We start from the raw sequence: 25,214 nt of genomic DNA on the forward strand, positions 1-25,214 counted from the left end.
AGTAATAAAATAAAATGACTATTATCTCTTAAGTGAAAGATTATATTAAGTGTCTGAAATAATTATCCTCATTATCGTTATTATCATCGCGTTTGTTGGCGTCAGTTGGTACGCCAATTACAAGAGCCAGCAACGTGCCAGGGAATTTGAGCGTGAACTGGATCTTCACAACGATGAAGACGACGAATTCAAAGAACGCTTTGACGCACTTTTTGAACAAGAGTTGCATGAACAGACGCCACACCCAACTTCGTCGTTTAGTGAAACAGAATCCAGCGAAGTCGACATGGACTTGTTTGATGAGCCACTCTCCAATGAAGAAGCTGTGAGTGCAGAACCAGAGCCACCACTCCAGGATATTCAGCAAGAAAAACCAGCTAAGAAAGCCAAACCAGAACCTGCGCCAGCGCAAGACTGGGACATGGTTATTGCTTTTACGATTATGGCTGAGTCAGGCACGATGTTTTCAGGTAAGCAGGTCAAGGCCGCGCTGGAAAATCAGGACTTACATTTTGGTGATATGCAGATTTATCATCGGTTTACCCAAGGTTCACGCAAACAGTCGTTATTCAGTGTGGCGAATATCATTGATCCTGGCACACTTTTACCTGATAAATTTGTGTCCATGTCGACCCCGGGCTTACTGATTTTTGCGCGATTACCCGCACCAATAAGTGGTTTGGCATTATTTGATGACCTACTGGATACCGCTAAAAATATGACGCAATCATTAGGTGGCGTGCTGTGTGATGAAACTCGACAGCCTGTGAGTGATGCCGCCATAGAGTCGATGCGTACGAAAATTTTCGAGTACCAAATGTCCGTTCAAGCTGAAAGTGATCACCTGTCGAATGACTATTTCAATTGATGTTAGGCAGCGTGCTGCCGAGTTGCGCGATACTCTCAATCACTACAGTTACCAGTATTACGTATTGGATAATCCAGAAGTACCGGATAGTGAATATGACCGTTTATTTCGGGAACTGCAGAGCTTAGAACAAACGCATCCTGAGTTACTCACTGCCGATTCGCCTACACAGCGTGTTGGTGGTCAAGCGTTAGATAAGTTTGATGAAGTTCAGCATGCCATCCCCATGTTGTCTTTGGACAATGTGTTTGATCAGCAAGAGTTAGCTGCATTTGATAAACGTGTGCGGGATTGGTTGAATACTGATAAAGAACAAACCTATGCGGCGGAACCCAAACTTGATGGTCTTGCCATCAGTATCCGTTATGAAAATGGTGTCCTGGTTCAAGCAGCAACGCGAGGCGATGGTTCCACAGGTGAGGATGTGACTGCCAATGTACGCACCCTCAATTCTGTGCCATTGAAGTTACAAGGTGGACCTATTCCTGCGGTTGTTGAGATTCGTGGTGAGATTTTTATGCCTAAAGCTGGTTTTGAAAAGTTGAACCAGTCTCAGTTGGCAAATAATAAAAAACCATTTGTGAATCCACGCAATGCTGCAGCCGGATCGTTGCGTCAGCTTGACTCAAAGATCACCGCATCCAGACCGCTGGAAATTTACTGTTATGGCCTTGGCGTGATTGAAGGTATGTCGCGTCCCAGCAGTCACTCTGCCGCTATGAATTTGATAGCAGAGTGGGGCTGTCGAATTTCACCTGAACTCAAAGTATTAGAGGGTTTAGAAGCCTGCCAGCAATATATCGATGAGCTGGCAGTACGTCGCGACAGCCTTGAATATGATATCGATGGTGTGGTGTTTAAAGTCGATGACACCGTTTTGCAGGAACGACTTGGCTTTGTTTCGCGAGCGCCACGCTGGGCAATTGCCTACAAATTTCCTGCACAGGAAGAGATGACTACGGTAGAAGATATTGAAATCCAGGTCGGTCGAACAGGTGCCTTGACTCCGGTTGCACGCTTGAAGCCGGTATTTGTCGGTGGTGTAACCGTGTCTAATGCCACATTACACAATGAAGATGAGATTCGTCGTAAAGATGTGCGTATCGGCGACACAGTGATTGTTCGACGTGCAGGTGATGTGATTCCGGAAGTCGTGAAGACAATCATCACTAAACGTCCTGATGACGCACGCGAGTTTGTCATGCCAACAGCTTGTCCCATTTGTGGCTCGGATGTAGAGCGGGAAGAAGGGGAAGCGGTATCGCGTTGCAGTGGTGGTTTATTTTGTGCCGCACAACGGAAAGAGGCGATCAAACACTTTGCATCGAGAAAAGCCCTGGATATCGACGGTCTTGGGGATAAGTTAGTTGAACAACTGGTGGATGCCGGACACATCAAAGATGTCGCCGATTTATTTTTATTAGATGTCGACACTATCGCCAGTTTGGAACGTATGGGGCAGAAATCTGCTGAAAATCTGGTGAATGCTTTGAATGCAGCAAAATCAACACGTTTCCAACGGTTTCTGTATGCGCTTGGTATTCGTGAAGTGGGTGAAGCCACGGCACGTGCTTTGGCTTTGCAATATGCATCGCTGGAAGAATTGATGCAGGCCTCATCTGAGAGTCTTATGGAGATTGAAGATGTGGGCCCTGTTGTGGCTCACCACATTGAGACCTTTTTCCAACAAACGCATAATCGTGAAGTGATTGAACGTTTGTTAAGCGTGGGTATTCACTGGCAAAACGAAGAGAAAAAACAGACTAATACGGCTTTGAGTGGTAAGACTATTGTGCTAACTGGAACGCTACAGACTTTATCGCGCAGTGAAGCCAAGGAAAAATTATTAGCACTCGGTGCAAAAGTAGCCGGGAGCGTGTCGAAAAAACCGATTATGTGGTTGCCGGCGCTGATGCCGGCTCGAAACTCACCAAAGCAGAATCATTAGGTATTGATGTAGTTGATGAAGCAACATTACAAGACTGGTTAACACAGGAAAAATAATGACAGCACTCGCAGACGCAATTAAAAAAGTTGCCACTGGACCGCATCTCAGTAAAGATCTGACGGAGCAAGAAGCATTTGATGTCATGATGGAAATTCTGTCTGGTCAGGCTGACCCTGTTCGTGCAGCTATATTTTTTATTGCCATGCGAATGAAACGGGAGACTAATGAAGAGAACTTAGGCATTCTCAGAGCCTGTCAGTCCATTACCGATAGCCAATCAGTCAATGTCGACCAGTTATTTATTTTTTCTGACCCATTCAATGGTTTTAATCGTCATTGTCCGATGACAGCCTTTTTACCGGCTGTTCTGGCAGCCTGTGGTTTACCTGCAATGTCACAAGGCGTATTTGAAATGGGGCCAAAATTTGGTGTTACCCATGCTCAGGTTTTAAAGCTGGCTGGCTATAGTACTGAAAAGTCGACAGCTGAAGCAGCTGAAGCGGTAGTGAACAATCAGATTGGCTGGGCCTATTTAGATCAAGCTCAGGCAAGTCCTGCATTATTTGCATTAGAAACGCTACGGACACAAATGATTAAACGTCCGAGCTTGGCAACATTAGAAAAAATGATTATGCCACTCAAAGCAAAGCAAAAAACACATTTAGGTATCGGCTTTGTTCATAAAGAATATCCCGATATTTTAGCTTGGTTAGCAAAAGCTTTTGGTTATGATTCTGCGTTTATTGCACGGGGTCTGGAAGGTGGTCTAGTCCCGACGCTGAGAGAAGCATCAAATAATCATCGATTAGTGAATGGCGCAGTTGAGGCCTGCACACTGGAACCTGAAAACTTTGGCATCGAACAAGATACGCGTGGTGTTAAGACGGATGATACGGTCACAGCTCAACGAACATTGGATGAAGGGCTGCAAGCCCTAGCCGGTGAGAAAGGGGCGGCATACGACAGTTTAGTGTATGGTGCGGCGATCATACTTTGGCATTGTGGCCTGATTGAGTCACAGCGAAAAGCCGCTGATGTTGTCAGACAAGTCATTGATAGTGGTCAGGCCAAATCACACTTTGAGGCTGGACTCGTATAATGGTTTTTCAACGTACATTAACATTCAAAACGCTAGGACGTGGCACCACCAATATCACCCGCGATATACAAGAATTGGTTGCAGAGTCCGCAATAAGCACAGGTACTTGCCATGTCTTTGTTCAACATACCAGTGCCTCATTAATGCTCTGTGAGAATGCCGATCCCGATGTTCGTCACGATCTTGAAACCTTTATGCAGCATTTAGTGCCGGATGGTGATCCCATGTTCAGACATCAAGACGAAGGACCTGACGATATGAGTGCTCACATTCGGACGGTATTAACCAATCCAGATCTGACCATGCCTGTGAGTGCTGCACAGTGTGATCTCGGTATTTGGCAAGGTATTTATTTATGGGAACATCGTGCCCATCAACAGAGGCGTCGCGTGATCGTGACCATTATAGGTGAGTAAAATTTATGTCAGATTTTGAACATGATCAGGATGCAGATTGGCCGGCTGACTGGGAGTTTGAGAAAAGTAAAACGCAAGTAAAACAGGAGCTTAATGCGTTAAAAGAGCTGGGCCGTGCGTTAATCGCGTTACCTGTAAAAGATCTACAAAAGTTAGATTTATCTGAAGATCTTTATGATGCCATTCTGAGTGCACAATCAATGAGCAAAGGTGCATTAAAAAGACAAGTTGGTTATATCGGTGGCTTGATTGCAAACAGTGATCACGAAGCGATAAATACGAAGTTACAGCAATTAAAGCAACCTCATCAGGGCCAGGTAAAACAGTTTCATCAACTAGAACAATGGCGTGATCGTTTGCTGTCTGGTGAAAATGAAGTCTATGCTGAACTTATTCATGCCTTTGATGACTTTGATGTTCAGCATGTCAGACAACTCGTCAGAAATGCACAGCGTGAAGCGAAACAGGACAAGCCTCCAAAGTCAGCGAGGCAGTTATTTCAGTACCTTCAGTCACAGCAGCAAGATTAAATTCTCGGTAATTCGACAATAAAACTTGCCCCACCTAGGCGGCCACGTTCTAGGTGGATATTACCTTCATAGGCCATGATGATATCGCTGACGATGGCCAGGCCAATGCCTTGTCCCTCAGCCTGGGTATCGATACGATGTCCGCGTTTAATAATATAGCTTTCTGCACGGGTCGGAATTCCAGACCCATCATCTTCGACACGGATTTTGACCATGTTCCCTGAACTGGTGGCAATGACATGCACTTCTTGCTTACCGTACTTGTAAGCATTTTCCAATAAGTTGCCTAATAACTCATACATATCACCTTCGTCTGCATGAATGTACGCATCACGCTCAATCTCACATTGTGCATGTATATTTTTGTTTTTGTAGACTTTATCAAGGCTACCTATGATTTTATGAATAATCTCACCGACAGAAACGGGAGCGAGCAGGCTGCTCTTACCTTCTGTTGATGCTCGTTGTAGTTGGTAATCAACCAGGGTACTGATTCTGTCAAGCTGCTCATAGCCTGTTTTCTTCAAGTTTTCCAGATCGTGGTTATTAGCCAGTTCGCCACGAAAAACAGATAAGGGCGTTTTTAAACTATGTGCAAGATCAGCTAGCGAATTCTTGTAGCGTTGACGGCGTGATTGTTCATGATCAAGCAGGGCATTAATATTGTTGGTGAGTTGCTTGAGTTCACGTGGGTACTCATCATTTAAACGATCATGCTCACCGGTTTCAATCGCATGCAAATCTTTGGCAACGTCATGTAATGGGCGCAAACTCCACTTGAGGATTAACCATTGTGCTAATAACAGCATTAATCCCGTTCCTCCTAACCAATACCACAAACTGCGCTGAAAACTGGCTGTGGTTTCTTTAATGGTAGACATGTCTTCAGCCACATTAATGGTATAGTCAAGCTCTTTACCGGTTTCAGTTTCCCAGACAATGCCGAAAGCCAGGTTTTGTAACTTCATTCCTGCATCTATTTCAACGACAGTGTAGTGTTCATTCGATGGCCCGGGTTGAAAAGGCAGAGATAAAAAATGACCGATTGCTGAAGGAGATTGCCATACAATCTTACCGTTACTGGTGATTTGTGCATAAAGACCGGAGTTAGGTATAGAAAATTTCGGTTCTGCCAAATCGTGAGTCATTTTTAACTCACCTTTATCATTGATCTCGGCGGCTGTGAGTAGAGTATAGACATAGTTTTTTAAACGTTTCTTTTGTTCCAGCTCTGCACTGGTTTTAAATGCATTATTCAGACTGATGGCAGAGATACCCAGAAACGCTGTTAGTACGAGACTGACAGCAACAAGAACCCGGTTGGATAAAGAGAAATTAATGACTTTCACGGGGCAGGTTAAGCCTGTAACCACGCCCACGTAATGTTTCTATTGGATTAAGTTGTTTATCTGGATCCAATTTACTACGTAAACGTTTTACAAATACCTCAATGACATTACTATCACGATCTTGATCTTGTTCGTAGATATGGTCGGTGAGTTCTGTTTTTGAAATGACTTCGCCCGCATGCAGCAATAGATAATGAAGTAAACGATATTCGTAAGCTGTTAGTTCAATTAGCTGACCGTTTTTGGTGACTTCTTGCGTGGCCGGGTTGAGTGTGATTGGACCACAGCTTAGTGTTGGATTTGACCAACCTGATGCGCGGCGGCTAAGTGCGTTGATACGTGCGATAAGCTCTTCAAAATGAAATGGTTTGACCAGGTAGTCGTCAGCACCAGATTCAAGGCCTTCAACTTTATCTTGCCAGCGACCACGTGCTGTTAATATCAGGATAGGGTAGTCAAATCCTTGTTTGCGTAATGACTGAATCAGTTCAATACCAGATAGTTTCGGCAGCCCCAAATCAATAATAGCCACATCGTAGGGATACTCTGCCCCCATGAAAAGGCCTTCTTCACCATCTGCCACAGCATCGACAGTGAGATTTTGTTGTTTTAATTGTTGGGTAATTTGTTCACGAAGATGTTTCTCATCTTCTACTAATAAAACGCGCATGCAACCTCATGGAACTGAATGGCCGGAGTCACGATCAAATCGGTGATTTTTTACTTTTCCATCGTTATGCAGCACTTTAACACGAAATACCGTTTTGCTACCGTAGTGCTCTTCTTCAACGGAAAGGATTTTTCCGCCTGTTTCAACTTTTGCCAGTTCAGCTGCTGTATGTGTCGTTAAGGGTAAAGCAATTTCATTAATGTTGTTGCCCGGCTCTTGTTCGTAAGGTCGATGTTCATCCGCAAATGCAAGGAGTGGTGGACAGGTAAAAAGAAGTATTAATAAAACTCTATACATGGCTTGGCCTTACTATTCCGTGAGTAAATATAAGCAGCTGAATTGAATGGTAAAGGTTCATCATAAACACTGACATCAGTCGATCAACTCGGGTGTTACAGCCCCAAGCGCGCCATCAGCTCTGGCCCTTAAGTAACTATAAATTCTATCTCTGTTTTTCATAACGCTATCATTCGATTGCCAAGCAGGCATTACCCCAATTCGGCCTTTTTTTCCTCTGGCAACAACAGTAAAAAACTCATCTCTATCCGTTGTTTTTAAGGTTTTTGTTAAGTCACTGGCTGCCAATCCTTGTCCGAAGGTGCCATGACATCTTGCACACCAGGTTCGATAGACTTTGTAGCCAATGAAGGTATCAGAGTCTACTTTGTTATTTGCTTTCACTGTATATGGTCTACCATCCGCAAACAATGGACATGATGCTAATAGTGTACTGGCGAATGAAAACAAAATGGCAACTGATTTTATAGGGTTCATAGCCGCTCTTAATATGGTTATTGAAGTGATAAAGAACATCAACAGCCTGTCTTATTTATACGTTCAACTCAATGGCCATTACCATTAATGTGCATGGTATTGTTTCACTTGGCGTACGGTTTATTGACGCCATCTATCTTCGTTTAATGCGTATTTTCATGCCATGACACAGGTCATGATTATTCTATTCTTTTCAATACTAAGTGTACCTGCTTAACTTCGGCTGCAGAATTGATACAATTGCTCATGCCTGATAGCAATAAGAAAGATATCATCCAAACGAATTCACCTCCGCTCAGTCATTAAGAGAACAATAGCAGACTTAAACTGAACTACTCCTGAATAAAGCTGGTGTTGAATATCAATTTTTCGTATTCTCGTGAACTGTCTCACACGTAAATCATCAATAAGTATGATTAACTGTGTCATCGTGTGAATCAGTTCAAATAATTAAATACATTTACGATTCTGGAATAAAGTTGGAAACGGTTAGCCAAACTCACTTAGAGCGACATGCTCAGAAATTTAAAATTAACAAAATGCGAGTCGGCATTTTGTTACAGCAGGGCTTTATCGCCAGTATGACAAATATTGTCATCCTTATTCTGACTTTGCTTGCTTTACATTCATCAGAAAATGCAAGTTCGCTCTTCATTTGGGGAATGCTTACTTTTTTGGCCATCCTTTTTAGGATGTTGCTTATTCACTATCTCAAGAGTCATTTTACTGAACATGAACAAACGGCATCGACAGTTGCTCGTTACGAGAAAATATACGCCGCTGGTGTGCTGTTATCAGGACTGGCATGGGGCAGTCTGGGATTTGCTTTTGATGGTGATTCACAATTTAATCATCAATTGATTATTCCTCTGGTCATTGCCGGTCTCTGTTCTGGTGCAATTTATTCAATGCTCAGTAGCCTCACCAGTTATGTCGCTTATGTCTATCCGATGCTAATCTGCATCATAGGCGCTATGTTTTATGTCGATTTAGAAGTAGAAGCGCTGACATTAATCACCTATATGATCGCCTGCACAATGTTATTTAGAAATCTGCATGCAAGGGTCATGGAAAGTCTGCAGTTGCGTCAAGAAAATGAACACCTAGTAGAACATTTAACTCAGATAAATGAAGCACAAACCCACCTTGTTGAAACGCTACAAAATAAAGAAGTATTTCTGACACAGACTTTTGAAAATGCTGGCGTTCCCGTTTTTGTCACCAATGCTGATTTAATTATTCTTGATGTGAATAAAGCGAGTTGCGATTTATTTGGTTATAGCAAGACAGAATTCAAAGGCATCAATATGCTGCAACTACTGCATGATGATGAACCTGATCAACCAGGAAATGATTTTTATAAATTAGTTGAAGGGGATGTTGAGCAATATCAGATCACCAAAAAATGCTTGGGTCGTGACAAAAAACCATTATGGTTATCAGGCACCGTCTCAGCAGTAAGAAATAATAAAAACGAAGTCGATTACATTGTCATTCATGCGCAAGATATTACGGAGCAGAAATTACTTTCAGAAGATCTTCAGTATCTTGCGCTACATGACACATTGACAGGATTACCTAATCGATTTGCCATAGAGAAACACCTACAACTGCTACTTCAGGAGCAAACAGAACCTAATCATGTGTTTTGTTATATCGATGTTGACCAGTTTAAAGTTATCAACGATACCTGTGGTCATAAAGCAGGTGATAAATTACTGATACAAATCGCGCACCTAATCAAATGTGAACTTCAGCCTTCTGATGTGCTTTCCAGGCTGAGTGGGGATGAGTTTGCCATTCTTTTCATGGATACGTCTGCAACACAGGCACAAGCGAAGTTGAACAAAGTGATGGATAAAATTCGTCATTTTGAATTTATCGATCATGATTTATCGTTTAACTCTTCTATCAGTGTTGGCATGGTCAACATCACGCCCACGAGCACGATGACTGATATCTTTAAACAAGCAGATAACGCCTGTTACGCCGCAAAAGAAGCAGGCAGAGATCGTATCCATGTGTTTAGCAGTCATGATCAGGAAATCGTACAACGTAGTGGCGAAATGCGATGGGTCTCAAGAATACAACAGGCATTAAGTAATGACCGGCTGGTACTCTACAGTCAACCTATTGTGGCTACACAAAAGAAAAACAGTACCTTACCTCACTGTGAGTTATTGATACGAATGCTTGATGATGATGGCTCAATTATTCCACCAGGCCACTTTTTACCTGCAGCTGAGCGTTATAACCTGGCAGCATCGATTGATATGTGGACAGTGAGTCATGTTTTGTCACGTATTGAGCGTGCCCGTAGTGAAGGGCGAGACGTCAGTGGTGTATATGGTATTAACTTATCAGGCCAATCTCTGGGCGATACACGCTTTTATGACAAAATTATCTCGTTAATCCATGCTGCTGATTTAGTTGATTCTGGCGCGGTGCTGTGTTTCGAAATTACAGAAACAGCTGCCATTACCAATATGCACAGTGCTCTTTATTTTATTAATGAACTGAGAAAAGTAGGGTGTTTATTTGCCTTGGATGATTTTGGTAGTGGTTTGTCGTCTTTTGCTTATTTGAAACAATTACCCATTGATTTCCTCAAAATTGATGGCATGTTTGTTAAAGATTGTGTGGAGAATTCAGTTAACCTGGAAATCGTCAACTCTATCAACGGTATAGGTCAGGTACTGGGGCTTAAAACGGTTGCCGAGTTTGTTGAGGATGATACGACGCTAATCAGCTTGCAACATATTGGTGTTGATTTTGTGCAGGGCTACCATGTGGGGCGCCCCGCACCATGGGTTATTTAATAATAATCAACATTCTTGCCACTGCTTTTCCAAGCGCTTACCCGAGATGGGGTAAGCGGTTTTAAGCTCTTGAGCAAAGACTGAAATACGAAATTCTTCCAGCATCCAACGATACTCTCTAAAGGCTGGTGTTTCGATTTTGTTGACCTTATTGATGAACTTTTGCCAGTGAGGCATGACTTCGGACATGCGTTGTTTGTCTTTATTGGGATCGGTCAATAGACGATCCAATCTGATACCTGCAGCCTGACAATATACGGGCAACCTGGTCAAGGCTTCATCTGGCGTATCATGCACAAACCCCTGATAAATCAAAAAGCTTAATTGTTGTTTGATATCGTTTACAGAGTTAATGGCGGCCAGTGGGATGTTGCCAGACAGTCTTTTTGCAATTGCATGATATTCAGCAAGCGGCTTAGCAATACTCTGAGCGAGTTTAGCGGCTAGATTAATTAGCTCACTTTTTCTTTCGGCGATACGTTGTTCGAATGCATTTTTATCCGTGATGGCCGGCTTATCCAAAATAAAGCAGCGGTCAAAGGCCACTTGAATTAAGTCGGTTTTAAGTTGTTCACACGGCGTCAGGTCTGTTTGTGCATCATCTGAGTATGGCGATGGCGGCACATTGGCATAGTGCAAGCACATCTGTTTGATATCTGGTAGATTTTTATGCAAATACTTGACTGCATCTGCTTGATTTAACATGAAAAGGCGGCGAAGCCCGTGTCGTGTTAAGGCCTGAGCCTGAGGTTTTGTATCCATTAAGGTTAAATCAACGCAATCCCCTCTATCGACAAGCGCTGGATAAGCGGTGACTTGTAAGCCGTTTTGTTCTAGTGTGATATGTTCTGGTAGTGAGTCAAATGACCAGGTTGACAGTCCTTTCTTTTCATAGTCACTGTCAGGAATTTGCCTGAAACTGGCAGCGGCTTCTCGTGCCCAGTTTTCTTTTAGTTTATCCAGGTCACGACTTTCATCTAATAGTTCACCTTGCTCATCTACCAGCTTAAAATTCATTTGCAGATATAGCGGCAGATCTTCAGTACGCCAATCCGTCACATCAATTTCAATACCTGTCAGTTTTCTCAGTTGTTCACTGAGCGCTGGTAATAGAGCGCCCGAGTCAGCCGACATGGATTTGATGCATTGGTCGGCATATTGAGGTACTGGAATAAAATGACGACGCAATGATTTGGGTAGCGCTTTAATCAAGAAAATCACTTTCTCGCGAAGTAAGCCTGGTACCAACCACTCATAACGTTCTTTACTTGTCTGATTCAACAGAGAGAGCGGAATTGTCTGAGTGATGCCATCTTCGGCTTTACCGGGTTCAAAATGATATTCAAGCGGCAGAGGAACACGATTGATAAGAATCTGATCGGGAAACTGATCGACGGTGACTTGTTCAGCCTGATGTTGCATCAGAATCTCTTTGCTTAGCATGAGCAGATTAGGGTCTTTCTTTTCTGCTTGCTTACACCAGTTATCGAAACCGGCACCGTTAATGATGTTATCCGGTACTTTGCTGCGATAGAAATCAAACAAGGTATCGTCATCGACTAACACATCTCGACGACGAGACTTTTGTTCAAGTAACTCAATTTCTTCAATGAGACGTTGGTTATGTTGGAAAAATTTTGCCTGACAATGCCAGTCACCTTCAACTAATGCTGAGCGAATAAAAATTTCATTTGATAAAGAAGGGTCAATAGGTCCGTAGTGAATACGCCTGCGATTAACAATGGGTAAGCCATTCAGTGTGACTGACTCAAAGGCAACCACCTGGGCGGGTTTTTTCTCCCAGTGTGGGTCAGTGTATTGACGTCTGACCAGGTCACCAGCAATTGGCTCAATCCATTCGGGTTCGATTTTAGCCACAATGCGCGCATACAATTTACCGGTTTCAACCAGCTCAGCCGCCATGATCCATTTAGGCCCTTTTTTATGCAAAGCTGAGCCAGGAAATATTTGTAGCTTGAGGTTTCGTCCGCCTGTGTATTCAAACTTATCTGTTTTTGTGGCGATGTGACTCAGTAAACCAGCGAGCAGTGCGCGATGAATACTGTCATAACTGGCCTCTTGTTGATTGAATTTTAAGCCCAGTTCAGCCAGTTGCACATGCAGTTGTTGATGGATGTCATGCCATTCACGAAGGCGTAAGAAGGAGAGAAATTGCTCTTTACAATACTTTCTTAGTTTATTCTGACTAAGGTGTTTTTTCTTATCGTGATAATGATTCCAGAGTTTAATAAAAGCAATAAAATCAGAACGTTCGTCCTTATATTTAGAATGGGCCTCATCCGCCGCCTGCTGCTTGTCCATCGGTCTTTCACGTGGATCCTGAATACTCAAAGCACTGGCAATAATGAGCACTTCAGTCAGACTGTTTTGTTCTGCACCTGCAAGCAACATCCGGGCTATTTTAGGATCGATGGGCAGCTTGGATAACTGTCTGCCAATGTCAGTAATACGACGTTGTTTATCGACGGCACCCAATTCATCTAAAAGCCGATAACCGTCGTTGATCATTTTTTGTGGCGGCGGATTAATAAAAGGAAACTTAGCTGGATTACCCAGTTTCAACGCTGACATTTGTAGAATGACTGATGCCAGATTAGTGCGAAGAACTTCTGGATCAGTAAATGCCGGGCGGTTATTAAAATCCTCTTCGTCGTACAACCGTATACACACGCCAGCGGCTACACGGCCACAACGCCCTGATCGTTGATTCGCACTGGATTGGGAAATTTTTTCTATCGGGAGACGTTGTACTTTATTGCGAACACTGTAACGACTGATACGTGCATTTCCTGGGTCAACAACGTAGCGAATGCCTGGCACCGTTAATGAGGTTTCAGCAACATTAGTAGATAAGATAATTCGTCGTTGCCCACCGGTCTTAAACACCCGGTTTTGTTCAGCAGCAGATTGTCTGGCGAATAAAGGTAAAATTTCAGTTTGTGGCGGATGATGTTTGCGTAAAGCTTCTGATACATCACGAATATCACGCTCGCCGGCCAAGAATATCAATACATCTCCGGGCCCTTCTCGGCAGAGCTCATCAACTGCTGCCACAATACCTGAGACCATATCATAATCGGGTGAGTCTTCATCGGTTGTGAGGAGAGGGCGGTAGCGAATTTCTACTGGGTAGGTACGGCCACTGACTTCAATCACCGGGGCATGCTCAAAATGTTTGGAAAAGCGTTCGGTATCGATTGTTGCTGAAGTAATAATGACTTTTAAATCAGGGCGTTTGGGTAACAGCTGTTTGATATAACCGAGTAAAAAATCAATATTGAGACTGCGTTCATGGGCCTCATCGATAATCAGGGTGTCGTATTGATTCAGGAAGCGATCATTTTGTGTCTCAGCCAGTAAAATACCATCTGTCATCAGTTTGATATAACTGTTTTCAGCATTCACTTGATCATGAAAACGGACTTTGTAACCCACGGTTTGTCCAATTTCTGAGCCTAACTCTTCGGCAATACGTGTCGCTACCGTTCTGGCTGCGATTCGGCGTGGCTGAGTATGGCCTATCATGCCAGTAACACCACGGCCTAAATCCAGGCAAATTTTGGGTAACTGAGTGGTTTTACCAGAGCCGGTCTCGCCACAGAGAATAATGACCTGATTCTCTTCAATAGCTTTGGCGACTTCATGTCGACGTTCGATAACGGGTAAGTCAGCACTGAAATCCGGTTTGGGTATCTGTTTCAAGCGCTGTTGCGCACGTTCAACGGATCGCAACACACGCTGAGTGAAGGCGCTGATTTTTTCAGCATCTGCCTTATTTTTACGTAATTGCTGCCACTGACGTTGAAGACGATAACGATCAGATAGCATGGAGGACTGGATAAGTTGCGTTAAGTTTTGCTCAGCGTTATTCACAGTATGTTTACAGCAAAAAGCGGGTATTCTACAGCTTCCAGGCTAACGAGACAGTATATTTAAAATCATTGGGGTCAGTATCATCATGTACGGTGGAGTCATATTCGTTGGTAATACCAAGCTTGAGTGCTACACCCACGAAGCTATTTAAGTCCAGAATCCAGTCGAAAGAGGTGAGATTACGGTAATCGCGGTCATTGAGGCTGGGGTAGTACGTATTAGAAAACTCTACATGCTGATATTGATTCATACTCCACTTGGTTTCAATTCCTAACATTCCCTCTGGTGTAAAGTCCTGCTGCTCACCGCCAAAGGTTCTATTAAAACCGAGACCGCTTCTCCCCACGAATAACCAAGAATCTGTATTCACAAACTCATAACCAAATCCAGAACTGGCATTAGCACGGTAATCCCAGTCTTTGAATTCATCCAGATCAAAACGTCCACCTGCAAACTGAAACCAGGGAGAGTTGGGTCTCAACCAGTCTCGGTTCATTGAAGTAAAAAAACTTTGTGAAGATAATTCATGATCAGATTCGGCTCGGAAGAACGCGGTTTTATGCGCAGTCCGCATTTGTTTTGATTCATAATCGGCATTAAATCCAACGTTCAGTTGGTTTGTGCTGGACTTACCGGCAGTACCACCAAAGCCAAGGTCAAGCCGACGTTTCCAGTTGGTGTAAAGCCCGGTTCCGAACAAACCTCTGTCAGCCTCTACATGTTTCACTTCTGGTTTTTTTCTGGTGGCGGCGGTGTAGGCGTTGTATCTGTCGATGAGACAAGGCTTTTTATACGTGCTCTCGGGATAACCATCACACCAAGCAAGGGGTGATTAAGTTTTAATGTGTCGTCTGTTTCAGCGACGACATCAGCGGTAAGCGTATCACCGTTAATCAATTCAATTTTACTTGGGGCTGCATGCGTAACTAGTGGTGTTAACAAAATAGCTAATAATAGATATCTGATTGGCGACACTAGCGAATTCCTCCGCATCCTACATAAAAAAGCAGCCTGAATCAGGCTGCTTGAACGTTCATACTGTTGTGCGGTTATGGGCATCCGCTATTGTTGACTTCACCATCTGGCATCGTAGTGTTGCAGTACATCACGCCACGTAATTTTGCGCCTTCAAGCTTTGCACCGGTTAAATCCGCATCAGTGAGATCCGCGAAAATGAGCTGAGCACCAGAGAGATTGGCCTTTCTTAGGTTTGCACCATTCAATTCAGCATAATCCATCAGTGCATTGGTAACGGTCGCACCTTCGAGAATCGCACCCTGCATTCTGGAATGTGTGAACCAAACACCATGTAGTTTAGCGTTGCTTAGATTGATTCCCTTGAGATTAGCTTCACTCATATCAGCACCATTTAATTCATGGCCGTTTAGATCGGCTTCGCTCAGATTACAATAATTACATTGCAAGGATTTAAGTAATCTATCCAGATAGACTTTTTCATAAGCAGAAGCCGTGGTGGCTATCATGGATAAACCAAGCACAATCAGCATTTTTTTCATTTTCTCTCTCCTAATAAGGTTATTTTTTTATGACCACTTATTCATGAAAAATGCTTGTTCTAAAGGACGACGTTGACGAGGAGAAAGTTCTCTTTCTAATTGTTCCTCGGTCAAATTGTCCAGTGCCGCCTGATGACCAATGGCGATCACTGACCACATATGAATATCATCGGAAATGGCAAATGCCTCACGGATTTTTTTATCGTCAAAGCCGCCCATTTGATGGCTCATTAACCCCATAGATGTTGCTTGCAAGCAAAGGCTGATGCTGGCAGCACCCGTGTCATACCCTGACCAACGGTTGGGTTTATCATTTTGGCTGAAGAGAGGGACTGAAGCCGCTAAAATTAACACTGGGGCGTTCTTTGCCCATTCCTGATTGCCGGGGGCCAAGGCTGATAACAGTTTTTCCCATGCAGTGCGGTCAGTATTTTTATCGCAAACCAGATAACGCCATGGCTCATCCCCAAAACATGAAGGGGCCCAGCGTGCAGCTTCACAAAGTGCAGTGATTTCTTCTTGAGACACCATAACGGTAGGGTCATATGCACGACCACTCCAGCGTTCTGCCATGACTTTTTCGATGGGTTGAGCTGTATCAGCGGGTTTTTGAATCATACAATCACCTTGGTAGTTGAATTAAAGCTTTTTTTGATGGGCGATAAAAACCGCCAATATGTCCGATCACTTGAACTAAATCTGCGCCACTTTCTTCTGCAATTTTGTCTAACATGGCTTTTCTATCTGCGCGTTCCTGCCCACTCACTCGGACCTTTATGAGCTCGTGGTGTTCCAGTGCATTATCGATTTCAGCAAGAACAGATTCTGTTAAACCACTGTTACCAATCATAACAACCGGTTTTAATGTGTGGGCAAGCCCTTTTAGATAACGTCTTTGTTTGTCAGTAACTGCCATTAGTGTGCTCACCTGTATTAAAATGATCTGATTATATCAGGAAGGCAATATGGCTAAACAACACAAGTTTACGGTAACAGCAGCAAGAGGTATGTTGCCACTGCTTGCGGATGAACTAAAACAATTAGGTATCAAAAATACCAAGCAAGATCAGGGAAATATCCGTTTCACCGGCACGTTGGCTGACGCTTACATGGTCTGTTTATGGTCTCGTGTAGCCATCAGGGTATTATTACCTATTGCCCATTTGCATGCTGAGACACCAGAGCAGTTATACGAAGGGGTGAATGCACTTCCCTGGGAAGAACATATCCACGAACTTGATAGCACCATTGCTGTTGATTTCAATAGTTTCCGGTCAAAAATAAAACACAGCCAATACGGTGCACAGCGCGTGAAAGATGCGATTGTCGATCGCTTTCGTACACTGTTTGGTCTGCGACCTTCGGTAGACTTATACCAGCCGGATGTGCGAATTAATGTCTACCTCAAACACAATCAAGCTACTGTGAGTATCGATTTATCCGGTGACAGCCTGCATAAGCGTGGTTATCGAGTCAGCAATACGACTGCACCATTAAAAGAGCATTTAGCTGCCGCTATTCTGCTCAGTGCGGAGTGGCAAAAATTAGCCAGGCAGGGTTGGGCATTAATTGATCCGATGTGTGGCTCTGGCACTTTTTTGATAGAAGCTGCCATGATAGCTGCCGACATCGCTCCCGGTATTTTGCGTGACTATTACGGGTTTACCGCCTGGAAACAACACGACAAAGATAGTTGGAAACAACTCAAAGCCGATGCCGAGCGAAGAAGACAGTCTGGCCTGGCCAGATGTCCAGTTATTGTCGGCGGAGATGCTGATGCGAGAGCCATTGAAGCGGCCAAAAATAATATTGCTGAAGCAGGATTACATGACCGTATTCAGGTTAATCAGCGCGATTTAACTGAATGGCCGAAACTGGCTGCAGATTTACCTAAAGCAGGTTTGTTTGTGTGTAACCCTCCCTATGGTGAACGAATCGGTCGTGCTGATGAGTTACATTATCTGTATGAAAGCCTGGGCAATATTATTAATGAATCGTTTTCAGGCTGGCGAACTGCACTGATTACCGATAATGCACAATTAGGTAAATTTACGGGCTTAACACTTTTCGACAGTGTGCCGTTTGATAATGGGCCAATTGCTTGTGATGTCCTGTTTTACCGTGCGCCACGACCTGTTCGTTTTAATGAGTTAAGCTCAACGCCTACACAATTTGTGGACGAAGAGTTCGATGATAAAGAACATGCACCTGTTGAGATGACAGAGCAGGGAGCGATGTTTGCTAATCGCTTAAAGAAAAACAAAAAGCATCTGGCCAAATGGGCGCGTAAATCAGATATCAGTTGCTATCGTGTTTATGATGCTGACTTGCCTGATTATGCTTTGGCGATTGATCTTTATGACGAACATATCCATGTTCAGGAATATGCTCCCCCAAACAAATCGATCCTGAGAAAGCGATAGAGCGACTACAGGAAGCCATGCAGATTATTCCTGAAGTATTCGAAGTCCCTGTTACTCAGGTGGCACTGAAAGTCAGGAAGAAACAACGTGGTAAAGAGCAGTACGAAGCTCAGGCAGCCAAAAATCAACGCATAGAAGTGCGTGAAAATGGACTGCGTTTTTGGGTCAACCTAACCGATTATTTAGATACAGGCTTGTTTTTGGACCACCGTGATACCAGACAACTTGTGAGAGACTTAGCCAAAGGCAAAGACTTTCTCAACCTGTTCTCATATACCGGTTCAGCCAGTGTTTATGCGGCTGCAGGTCAAGCAAAATCAACGACCAGTGTCGATATGTCCAATACCTATTTGTCTTGGGCAGAAGATAATATGCATTTAAATGGTTTCGTCAGTGGACAACATCGATATGTTCGTGCGAACTGTATTGAGTGGTTGCAACAAGCGATAGAAGATGACAAACGTTATGGCCTGATTTTTCTGGACCCACCGACGTTTTCTAACTCAAGCCGTATGGAAGGCGTGTTTGATATTCAGCGTGATCATGTCGCGCTTATCAAACAAGCAGCGGCATTATTAACAATAGACGGCGAATTGATATTTTCGACTAACCGTCGTGATTTTGAATTAGATACTGATGCTTTGAGTCAACTGACGATCGACGATATCAGCGTAACGACCATACCGCGTGATTTTGAGCGAAATAAAAAGATTCATCGATGCTGGCGAATCAAACTTGCCGTATGATTTTAGAATTCAGACAAGGTTTGTTTGATTTCTTGCCATAATTCAGCATACGCCTGACTGACGTTTGATTGTTTATCAAATGCCGGTAATGGTTGACGGTGATCCCCCATTCTTTCTACCACAGCAGCATAGGGGATCGCTGTTTTTAATCCATTTTTCAGCATCTTAGGTGGATGGGCAAGCATCACGCGATGCATACTTCTACGTCTGTCCACCATATTAAAAAAAGCATGTAGACGTTTAGGCTTTAATTTATGTTCTTTAAAGAAGTCACGGGTTTGCTCAAAAGTTCTTAACGACAGATGCGTCGGAATCAACGGTAGATACAAGGAATCAGCCGTAGCAAAAATCTGTTCTGTCAGTAGGGAAAAACTAGGCGGACAGTCCAAAATCATCAATGCATAATTTTCACTGAACGGTTCTACCAGTTTGGCAATCAGGTTCTGTTTACCCTGATCACTTTGTTCGCTCAATTGCTTATCCAAGTGACGGAAAGAAAAGTCAGCGGGAATGATATCCAAGTGGTCAAACTCGGTCGTTCTGACCAAATCACCGATAGGCGTTTTGCCCGAGAGTAATTTTTTGGGTTTCGTTTCCGATTGAGCATCGGTATTCAACAGCCAGCTGGATGCGCCTTGTGGATCTAAGTCCCATATCAGTGTGGGGATACCTTCATTGGCGGCATGCCAGGCGATATTGACGGCGGACGTCGTTTTACCGACGCCGCCTTTCAGGTTGAAAAAAGCAATAGTTTCCATAACGAGATTAGAACGACTTGGCCATTTGCTCTAATAAGGTCGTTTGCGCAGAAATTGATGGGGCGTCATCTTCTTTTTCAACACGATGATAACGGCCATCAGCATTTAAAATCCACGCCTGTGAATTATCTGAAAGATAGATTTCCAAGTCGTCCAAAATGCGATTACGTAATTTCTTAGATTCAATCGGGAAGCAGGTTTCCACGCGACGTAATAAATTCCGTTTCATTAAATCGGCGCTGCCAGCCCAGATTTCAGGTGAACCTTGATTTTCAAAGTAGAAAACCCGCGTATGCTCCAGGAAACGTCCGATAATACTTCTGACCTGAATATTGTCAGACAAGCCTTCAACTCCAGGTTTGAGACAGCAGATACCACGGACGATTAAATCGACTTTTACCCCAGCCATTGATGCACGGTAGAACGCCTGAATCATTTCCTGCTCAACAACCGCGTTGACTTTTACAATGATTCTGGCCGGTTTGCCAGCCTTGGCAGATTCGATTTCTTTTTCAATTTTGGCCAGTAAGCCTTCATGCAAGGTAAAGGGGGCATGCAGCAGTTTATGCATTTGCGGAATCTTACCGAGGCTGGTGAGCTGAATAAACAGATTGTTTACATCTTCACCAATTTGTTTATCAGAGGTCAGTAAACCGTAATCGGTATAAATGCGTGAGGTACTGCGGTGATAGTTACCGGTACCTAGGTGAACGTAGCGACGTAACTTACCATTTTCTCGTCTTAGAATAAGCAGCATTTTGGCATGTGTTTTATAACCCACAATGCCATACACCACATGGGCGCCAGCTTCCTGTAGGCGAGATGCCAGCGCGACGTTGGCTTCTTCATCAAAGCGAGCGCGTAACTCCACCACAACCGTGACTTCTTTCCCCGCCTGAGCCGCACTGACCAAGGCATCCACGATCGGTGATTTAGCACCTGTACGGTAGAGGGTTTGTTTGATTGCAAGCACGCTGGTGTCCGCCGCTGCTTGACGAATCATGTCGATGATGGGGGTAAACGATTGGTAAGGATGGTGCAAAAGCATATCTTGTTTACGCAGCGCATCAAAGATATCGACATCCAGAGTTAAGCCGCTTGGCCGACCTTGTGTGAATGGTCTGAATTTCAGATCAGGTCTATCAACTAATGAGCAGACAGTTTGAATTCGACTCAAATTGACAGGACCATTCACCAGGTAGACATTATCACGCTCCATCGCACATTCATTACGCAGGAATTCCACCATATCTTCCGGACAGTTGTGTGCAATTTCTAAACGAACTTCATCACCGTAGTTACGCTGGGTGAGTTCGTCAGCAATGGTGGCCAGCAGGTCACTGGTTTCTTCTGTATCAATGGCTAAATCACTGTTACGTGTGACACGGAACTGGAAACAGCCTTTTATTTTCATGCCAAAAAATAAATCTTCAGCAAAGGCATGGATGATGGATGACAGGAAAACGAACTTATATTCGCCTTCAGCATGCATTTCAGCTGGGAGCTGGATCACACGTGGCAGTGCACGAGGTGCTTGCAAGATGGCATATCCACGGTCACGGCCAAATGCATCTTTACCCACCAGTGACACAATAAAATTCAAACTCTTGTTGAGTAAGCGAGGGAAGGGGTGTGCTGAGTCCAGCCCCATTGGGCTGAGAATCGGCAAAATTTCTTCCTGAAAGTAGTTTTTCAGCCAGGCATTATGCTCATCTGTCCATTGTGAACGTGGTAGAACCTGAATCGATTCCTTTTCTAATTCTGGCAAAAGCACTTCATTGAGCACACGATATTGCTCTTCAACCAGCTCATGCGCGCGCTGGTTGATTAATTTGAGGCATTCCTGAGCCGTGATTTGATCGGATTCGATGTAGGGATCACCAATTTCAATCTGCTGAATCAAACCAGCAACACGTACTTCAAAAAACTCGTCCAGATTGGTGCTGGAGATACACAAATAATTGAGACGTTCCAGCAAAGGCACATTGGTATCAAGTGCTTGCTGCAAAACACGCCAGTTGAATTCGAGTAAACTTAATTCACGGTTGATGTAAAGAGCCGGGTTATTTAAATCGAGAGTGTTTTCTTCAGTCATATTGCCTTTGCAGATCGTTATTACACAGATTTTTTTATAATAATGCAGTTTTATGACAATGCGATGAATTACCAGCGGTATTTGTCATACATTTCCGGATTTGCCCAAAAACGACTATTCAGCCAATCTCGTTTGGGCTGGTAGTTTTCTATTGCATAACTGAAGATACGCAAACCTTCTTCTGTTCCCGCAATATGCTTAAATCCCATCGCCAGGTAATCAGTAAATTGCCATTGGTTGTTTGTCGCTAATTCAGTGTGGCTAATCAGAATAACATGAGGCGCATATTGATTCTTGATTGTGCCAAGCCACGCCTGAGCAGCAGGTTTGTCGATGGACTCCGTTAAATGACTGATAACAGCCAAGTCTACCGCTTCGATATGTTGAAGTTGCTGCTGTGTAAACGGTGTCGCGAGATGCTGCAATCTAGTATCATTATCGGTTTGCAGACAACTTGCTGCTGTCTCTCCAGCCGTTAAAATCGTTTTAGGATTAAACTGCTCGATGAGAGGTGTCAGTAAGCTGGATAGGGCGATTGAATCAGTCATGACTAAGCAGGATAAAACATCTACTGAGTTCTGGAAACATAAACGTCTCAGTCAGATGACACACGATGAATGGGAAAGCCTGTGTGATGGCTGTGGACGTTGTTGTCTTCATAAACTAGAAGATGAAGATGATGGGCGCATGTATTACACCAAAGCCGCCTGTTCTTTATTAGATATCAACAGCTGTCGATGCAAAGACTACGATAATCGTCAAACCATCGTCCCTGACTGTATTCAATTAAGTATTGAAAACGCGCATTATTTCGATTGGTTACCCGCGACTTGTGCCTATCGTCTCTTAGCAGAAGGCGAAGATTTACCCGAGTGGCATCCTCTTATAACAGGTAACCCAGACAGTGTTCACCAAGCCGGCATCTCAGTTCGTGAAATTGCACAGCCAGAAGATGATGTAGAAGAGTTAACCGAAGCCATCATTTCGCTGAGTTACGAGGCTGACTAGTTAAATGACACCACAAGAGAGCCGAGAGTTTACAGCCAGATTAGAGCAAGCAGCCATCCTGCTGCTTGAAATGGAGATTTACCGTAAACCTGATGATCTGGCTCGCCGATTTGGTCTCCCTGTTCCTGTTGTGCGTTACTGGTGGCGACAAACTGATCAGAAAACGCATCCGGTTGACCAGAACCAGTTAGCACCTCGAGAAGTGAAAGTGATTCGAAAAGCATCACAAACATTAGAAGGCTGGGAAAAAGTAAAACGTTATCGACCAGAATGCGGTGCGCGCCTGCCAGGTGGTAAGCGTTGCAAACGATCTGTCGCCATCCGTTCACCTGAAGGCTGGGGGATGGGCGCACTCGCTGATCGCTGTCGTTTACATGGTGGTTTATCGAAACGGCCCAGAAAAAAGTGAAAGAGGATGACGAGCTGTTATAAGCTAAACCGAACTCATCAACCCTCGTTCTGCAATCTATGATAGATAATACGGAAGTTCTTAAACAACTCTACACGCTGTCTCAGGCAGAGCAGACGGGGACTTTCTTTATTACCACAATACAAAATCGTGCCTGTCATATCTTGCTTGAACAAGGCAGGGTAGTGGCTTTATCTCATGGTCCTCATCGTGGTGAACAAGTATTAGAACATTGGTCTGAGATGGAGGTAGAGCGTTATTCGTTTAAACCAAACGTCAAGATGCCATTGGCTGGCCGTAGTTTTCTTGATGATGACACCAATATATTTCGTTTCTTAAATGTATCATTTGACTCTGAGCGTGACGATGTGCCTCACTCGGTTTCAGCCAGTAAAAAACGCATCTATCGCGGCGTTGAAATTGAGGAAAATGGACGAACTGCAGCGTCACAAACACCATCGCCGAAAGTCAAAAAGCCATTGCGAATCTACCGTGGTCAGGTAATTGATGATTAACATCAGTAACAAGCCCGCTTGAAAAATCGGTATCATAAGCCAATCTTTTATTAATCCCATGCAATGTGACGTTGATTATGAAATATACGCCAAGCGATTTTAACCAGGGTTTATGCCAATTCCTCGATGCTTCACCGACCCCGTACCATGCAGTAGCTTCTCTGCAGACATTATTAGAAGATAAGGGCTTTGAGCAGCTTCATGAAGCCGATAGTTGGGGACAGTTAAATGCAGGCCATTATTTTGTTATTCGTGAGGCTTCGATTATTGCATTCACCTTAACTGGGGATGATTTAAGCAATACGGGGATTCGTATGGTGGGAGCACATACGGATAGCCCATGCCTGAAAGTGAAACCTAAGCCAGAAAAAGTGCAACAAAGCCTGTTTCAGCTTGGTGTTGAAGTGTATGGCGGTGCCTTATTAAACCCATGGTTTGATCGTGACTTGTCACTTGCTGGCAGAGTGAGTTATGAGGATCCACAAGGCCAAATTGCTCAAGTCATTATCGATTTCAAAGACCCTATTGCCACTATCCCCAGTCTGGCCATTCATCTGGACAGAGAGGCGAATCAAAATCGCAGTATCAACCCGCAATTGCATCTGCCCCCGATTCTTGCTCAGATGGATGACGGAGATAAACTTGATTTCCGGGCGTTATTAGAACAGCAATGCCGACAGCAGCATCCTGAGATCAACATCGGTCGGGTGTTGGATTATGAAATGTGTTTTTATGACACGCAAAAAGCAGCAGTAATGGGCTTGTCTGCAGATTTTATAACAAGCGCCAGACTGGATAACTTACTGAGCTGTTATGTGGGGTTGCAGTCTTTACTTGCTGCAGACAATACAAGATCGGCATTACTGGTATGTAATGATCATGAAGAGGTTGGTAGTCAATCTGTTTCTGGCGCACAGGGCACTTTCCTGCAAGCCGTATTACAGCGACTCGTCGATGGCAATGAAGCGTATCAGCGTATGGTCGAACAGTCGTTGATGATTTCAGCGGATAATGCCCATGCCATTCATCCTAACTATGCAGATAAACATGATGCTGAACATGGTCCTTTACTAAACAAAGGACCGGTTATTAAAACCAATGCCAACCAGCGTTATGCTACCAGTAGCCAGACCAGCGCCTTATTCAGACAATTATGCGAGCAGAATGATGTACCGGTTCAAGATTTTGTGGTCAGAACAGATATGGCTTGTGGGAGTACCATTGGCCCTATTACTTCATCTCATATCGGTGTGAAAACGATCGATATTGGTTTGCCAACATTTGCCATGCATTCCATTCGCGAATTAGCAGGTAGTCAGGATGCGGTGATGCTACATAAAGTATTGACCGCCTATTTCAATCAAAAATAATTGAGG

24 protein-coding genes and 1 pseudogene are annotated in these 25,214 nt (G+C 43.8%); 12 read left to right on the top strand and 13 right to left on the bottom strand.

Translation table 11 applies throughout. The features are described 5' to 3' along the window. The first annotated feature begins 49 nt into the window (after positions 1–49). From QUE24_RS14690 to yjgA, 5 genes and pseudogenes are all read left to right on the top strand, one after another. The gene (locus tag QUE24_RS14690) at positions 50–868 is read left to right on the top strand and encodes a cell division protein ZipA (protein ID WP_286304532.1); all 819 of its coding nucleotides are present in this window, start codon (positions 50–52) and stop codon (positions 866–868) included. Then, positions 852–2,872, top strand: a pseudogene (ligA, locus tag QUE24_RS14695) (NAD-dependent DNA ligase LigA). The gene QUE24_RS14690 and the pseudogene ligA overlap by 17 nt, the downstream one beginning before the upstream one ends. Further along, positions 2,872–3,915, top strand: coding sequence for an anthranilate phosphoribosyltransferase (locus QUE24_RS14700; RefSeq protein WP_286304533.1), 1,044 nt, complete (start codon positions 2,872–2,874; stop codon positions 3,913–3,915). Before ligA ends, QUE24_RS14700 begins: the two are co-directional and overlap by 1 nt. Next, a complete protein-coding gene (locus QUE24_RS14705) occupies positions 3,915–4,331 on the top strand; it encodes a secondary thiamine-phosphate synthase enzyme YjbQ (RefSeq protein ID WP_286304534.1) in 417 nt (138 codons plus the stop codon). Before QUE24_RS14700 ends, QUE24_RS14705 begins: the two co-directional genes overlap by 1 nt. Positions 4,332–4,336: 5 nt before the next feature. Further along, positions 4,337–4,861 (top strand): ribosome biogenesis factor YjgA, encoded by a 525-nt coding sequence (yjgA, locus tag QUE24_RS14710; RefSeq protein WP_286304535.1) that lies wholly within the window; start codon positions 4,337–4,339, stop codon positions 4,859–4,861. Here the strand turns inward: yjgA and QUE24_RS14715 are convergent. The 4 genes from QUE24_RS14715 to QUE24_RS14730 all read right to left on the bottom strand — a co-directional run bounded on the left by QUE24_RS14715 (position 4,858) and on the right by QUE24_RS14730 (position 7,654). Next, positions 4,858–6,210: an ATP-binding protein gene (locus tag QUE24_RS14715; protein ID WP_286304536.1), complete on the bottom strand. Its 1,353-nt coding sequence runs from the start codon at positions 6,208–6,210 to the stop codon at positions 4,858–4,860. The genes yjgA and QUE24_RS14715 overlap by 4 nt on opposite strands. Beyond that, positions 6,197–6,880: a response regulator transcription factor gene (locus QUE24_RS14720; protein ID WP_286304537.1), complete on the bottom strand. Its 684-nt coding sequence runs from the start codon at positions 6,878–6,880 to the stop codon at positions 6,197–6,199. The genes QUE24_RS14715 and QUE24_RS14720 overlap by 14 nt, the downstream gene beginning before the upstream one ends. A 6-nt stretch (positions 6,881–6,886) precedes the next feature. Further along, a complete protein-coding gene (locus QUE24_RS14725; RefSeq protein WP_286304538.1) occupies positions 6,887–7,177 on the bottom strand; it encodes a PepSY domain-containing protein in 291 nt (96 codons plus the stop codon). 75 nt (positions 7,178–7,252) lie between these two features. Continuing rightward, entirely contained in the window at positions 7,253–7,654 is a 402-nt protein-coding gene (locus QUE24_RS14730; protein ID WP_286304539.1) for a c-type cytochrome, read from the bottom strand. Positions 7,655–8,133: 479 nt separating this feature from the next. On the opposite strand from QUE24_RS14730, the gene QUE24_RS14735 reads away from it, so the two are divergent. After that, positions 8,134–10,473: a putative bifunctional diguanylate cyclase/phosphodiesterase gene (locus tag QUE24_RS14735; RefSeq protein ID WP_286304540.1), complete on the top strand. Its 2,340-nt coding sequence runs from the start codon at positions 8,134–8,136 to the stop codon at positions 10,471–10,473. A 6-nt stretch (positions 10,474–10,479) separates the two neighbouring features. Here the strand turns inward: QUE24_RS14735 and hrpA are convergent, their stop codons facing one another. The 6 genes from hrpA to yhbY form a co-directional block, all read right to left on the bottom strand. Next, positions 10,480–14,367 carry an ATP-dependent RNA helicase HrpA gene (gene hrpA / locus QUE24_RS14740; protein ID WP_286304541.1) on the bottom strand — a complete coding sequence of 1,296 codons (3,888 nt, stop codon included), beginning with the start codon at positions 14,365–14,367 and terminating at the stop codon, positions 10,480–10,482. Positions 14,368–14,395: 28 nt separating this feature from the next. After that, complete coding sequence (locus tag QUE24_RS14745) at positions 14,396–15,094, bottom strand: DUF481 domain-containing protein (RefSeq protein WP_286304542.1); 699 nt, start codon at positions 15,092–15,094, stop codon at positions 14,396–14,398. After that, positions 15,091–15,342, bottom strand: coding sequence for a hypothetical protein (locus tag QUE24_RS14750; protein WP_286304543.1), 252 nt, complete (start codon positions 15,340–15,342; stop codon positions 15,091–15,093). The genes QUE24_RS14745 and QUE24_RS14750 overlap by 4 nt, the downstream gene beginning before the upstream one ends. 74 nt (positions 15,343–15,416) lie before the next feature. After that, on the bottom strand, positions 15,417–15,884 hold the full coding sequence (locus QUE24_RS14755) for a pentapeptide repeat-containing protein (protein ID WP_286304544.1): 468 nt from the start codon (positions 15,882–15,884) through the stop codon (positions 15,417–15,419). Between the two features lie 27 nt (positions 15,885–15,911). Next, positions 15,912–16,502, bottom strand: a complete 591-nt coding sequence (locus QUE24_RS14760; RefSeq protein ID WP_286304545.1) for a nitroreductase family protein — start codon at positions 16,500–16,502, stop codon at positions 15,912–15,914. A 4-nt stretch (positions 16,503–16,506) separates the two neighbouring features. Then, positions 16,507–16,800, bottom strand: coding sequence for a ribosome assembly RNA-binding protein YhbY (gene yhbY / locus QUE24_RS14765; RefSeq protein WP_286304546.1), 294 nt, complete (start codon positions 16,798–16,800; stop codon positions 16,507–16,509). Positions 16,801–16,849: 49 nt separating this feature from the next. On the opposite strand from yhbY, the gene rlmKL reads away from it, so the two are divergent. Together rlmKL and QUE24_RS14775 are read left to right on the top strand one after the other, a co-directional pair. After that, positions 16,850–18,307, top strand: a complete 1,458-nt coding sequence (gene rlmKL / locus QUE24_RS14770; protein ID WP_286304547.1) for a bifunctional 23S rRNA (guanine(2069)-N(7))-methyltransferase RlmK/23S rRNA (guanine(2445)-N(2))-methyltransferase RlmL — start codon at positions 16,850–16,852, stop codon at positions 18,305–18,307. A 17-nt stretch (positions 18,308–18,324) separates the two neighbouring features. Then, positions 18,325–19,053: a class I SAM-dependent methyltransferase gene (locus QUE24_RS14775; protein ID WP_286304548.1), complete on the top strand. Its 729-nt coding sequence runs from the start codon at positions 18,325–18,327 to the stop codon at positions 19,051–19,053. Positions 19,054–19,055: 2 nt separating this feature from the next. On the opposite strand, the gene QUE24_RS14780 is transcribed toward QUE24_RS14775, so the two are convergent. The 3 genes from QUE24_RS14780 to QUE24_RS14790 all read right to left on the bottom strand — a co-directional run bounded on the left by QUE24_RS14780 (position 19,056) and on the right by QUE24_RS14790 (position 22,454). Next, positions 19,056–19,811 carry a ParA family protein gene (locus tag QUE24_RS14780; RefSeq protein ID WP_286304549.1) on the bottom strand — a complete coding sequence of 252 codons (756 nt, stop codon included), beginning with the start codon at positions 19,809–19,811 and terminating at the stop codon, positions 19,056–19,058. A gap of 7 nt (positions 19,812–19,818) precedes the next feature. Next, entirely contained in the window at positions 19,819–21,906 is a 2,088-nt protein-coding gene (ppk1, locus tag QUE24_RS14785) for a polyphosphate kinase 1 (protein ID WP_286304550.1), read from the bottom strand. A 68-nt stretch (positions 21,907–21,974) separates the two neighbouring features. Further along, the gene (locus tag QUE24_RS14790) at positions 21,975–22,454 is read right to left on the bottom strand and encodes a DUF6231 family protein (RefSeq protein ID WP_286304551.1); all 480 of its coding nucleotides are present in this window, start codon (positions 22,452–22,454) and stop codon (positions 21,975–21,977) included. Between QUE24_RS14790 and QUE24_RS14795 the strand changes: the two genes are divergently transcribed. The 4 genes from QUE24_RS14795 (at position 22,453) to QUE24_RS14810 (ending at position 25,208) form a co-directional block, all read left to right on the top strand. After that, positions 22,453–22,914 carry a YcgN family cysteine cluster protein gene (locus QUE24_RS14795; protein ID WP_286304552.1) on the top strand — a complete coding sequence of 154 codons (462 nt, stop codon included), beginning with the start codon at positions 22,453–22,455 and terminating at the stop codon, positions 22,912–22,914. The genes QUE24_RS14790 and QUE24_RS14795 overlap by 2 nt on opposite strands. Positions 22,915–22,918: 4 nt before the next feature. Further along, positions 22,919–23,323 carry a hypothetical protein gene (locus QUE24_RS14800; protein WP_286304553.1) on the top strand — a complete coding sequence of 135 codons (405 nt, stop codon included), beginning with the start codon at positions 22,919–22,921 and terminating at the stop codon, positions 23,321–23,323. Positions 23,324–23,382: 59 nt separating this feature from the next. Then, on the top strand, positions 23,383–23,838 hold the full coding sequence (locus QUE24_RS14805; protein ID WP_286304554.1) for a hypothetical protein: 456 nt from the start codon (positions 23,383–23,385) through the stop codon (positions 23,836–23,838). Positions 23,839–23,915: 77 nt separating this feature from the next. Then, on the top strand, positions 23,916–25,208 hold the full coding sequence (locus QUE24_RS14810; protein WP_286304555.1) for a M18 family aminopeptidase: 1,293 nt from the start codon (positions 23,916–23,918) through the stop codon (positions 25,206–25,208). Positions 25,209–25,214: the final 6 nt, after the last annotated feature.

The organism is Methylophaga marina (assembly GCF_030296755.1).
Lineage (GTDB): Bacteria > Pseudomonadota > Gammaproteobacteria > Nitrosococcales > Methylophagaceae > Methylophaga > Methylophaga marina.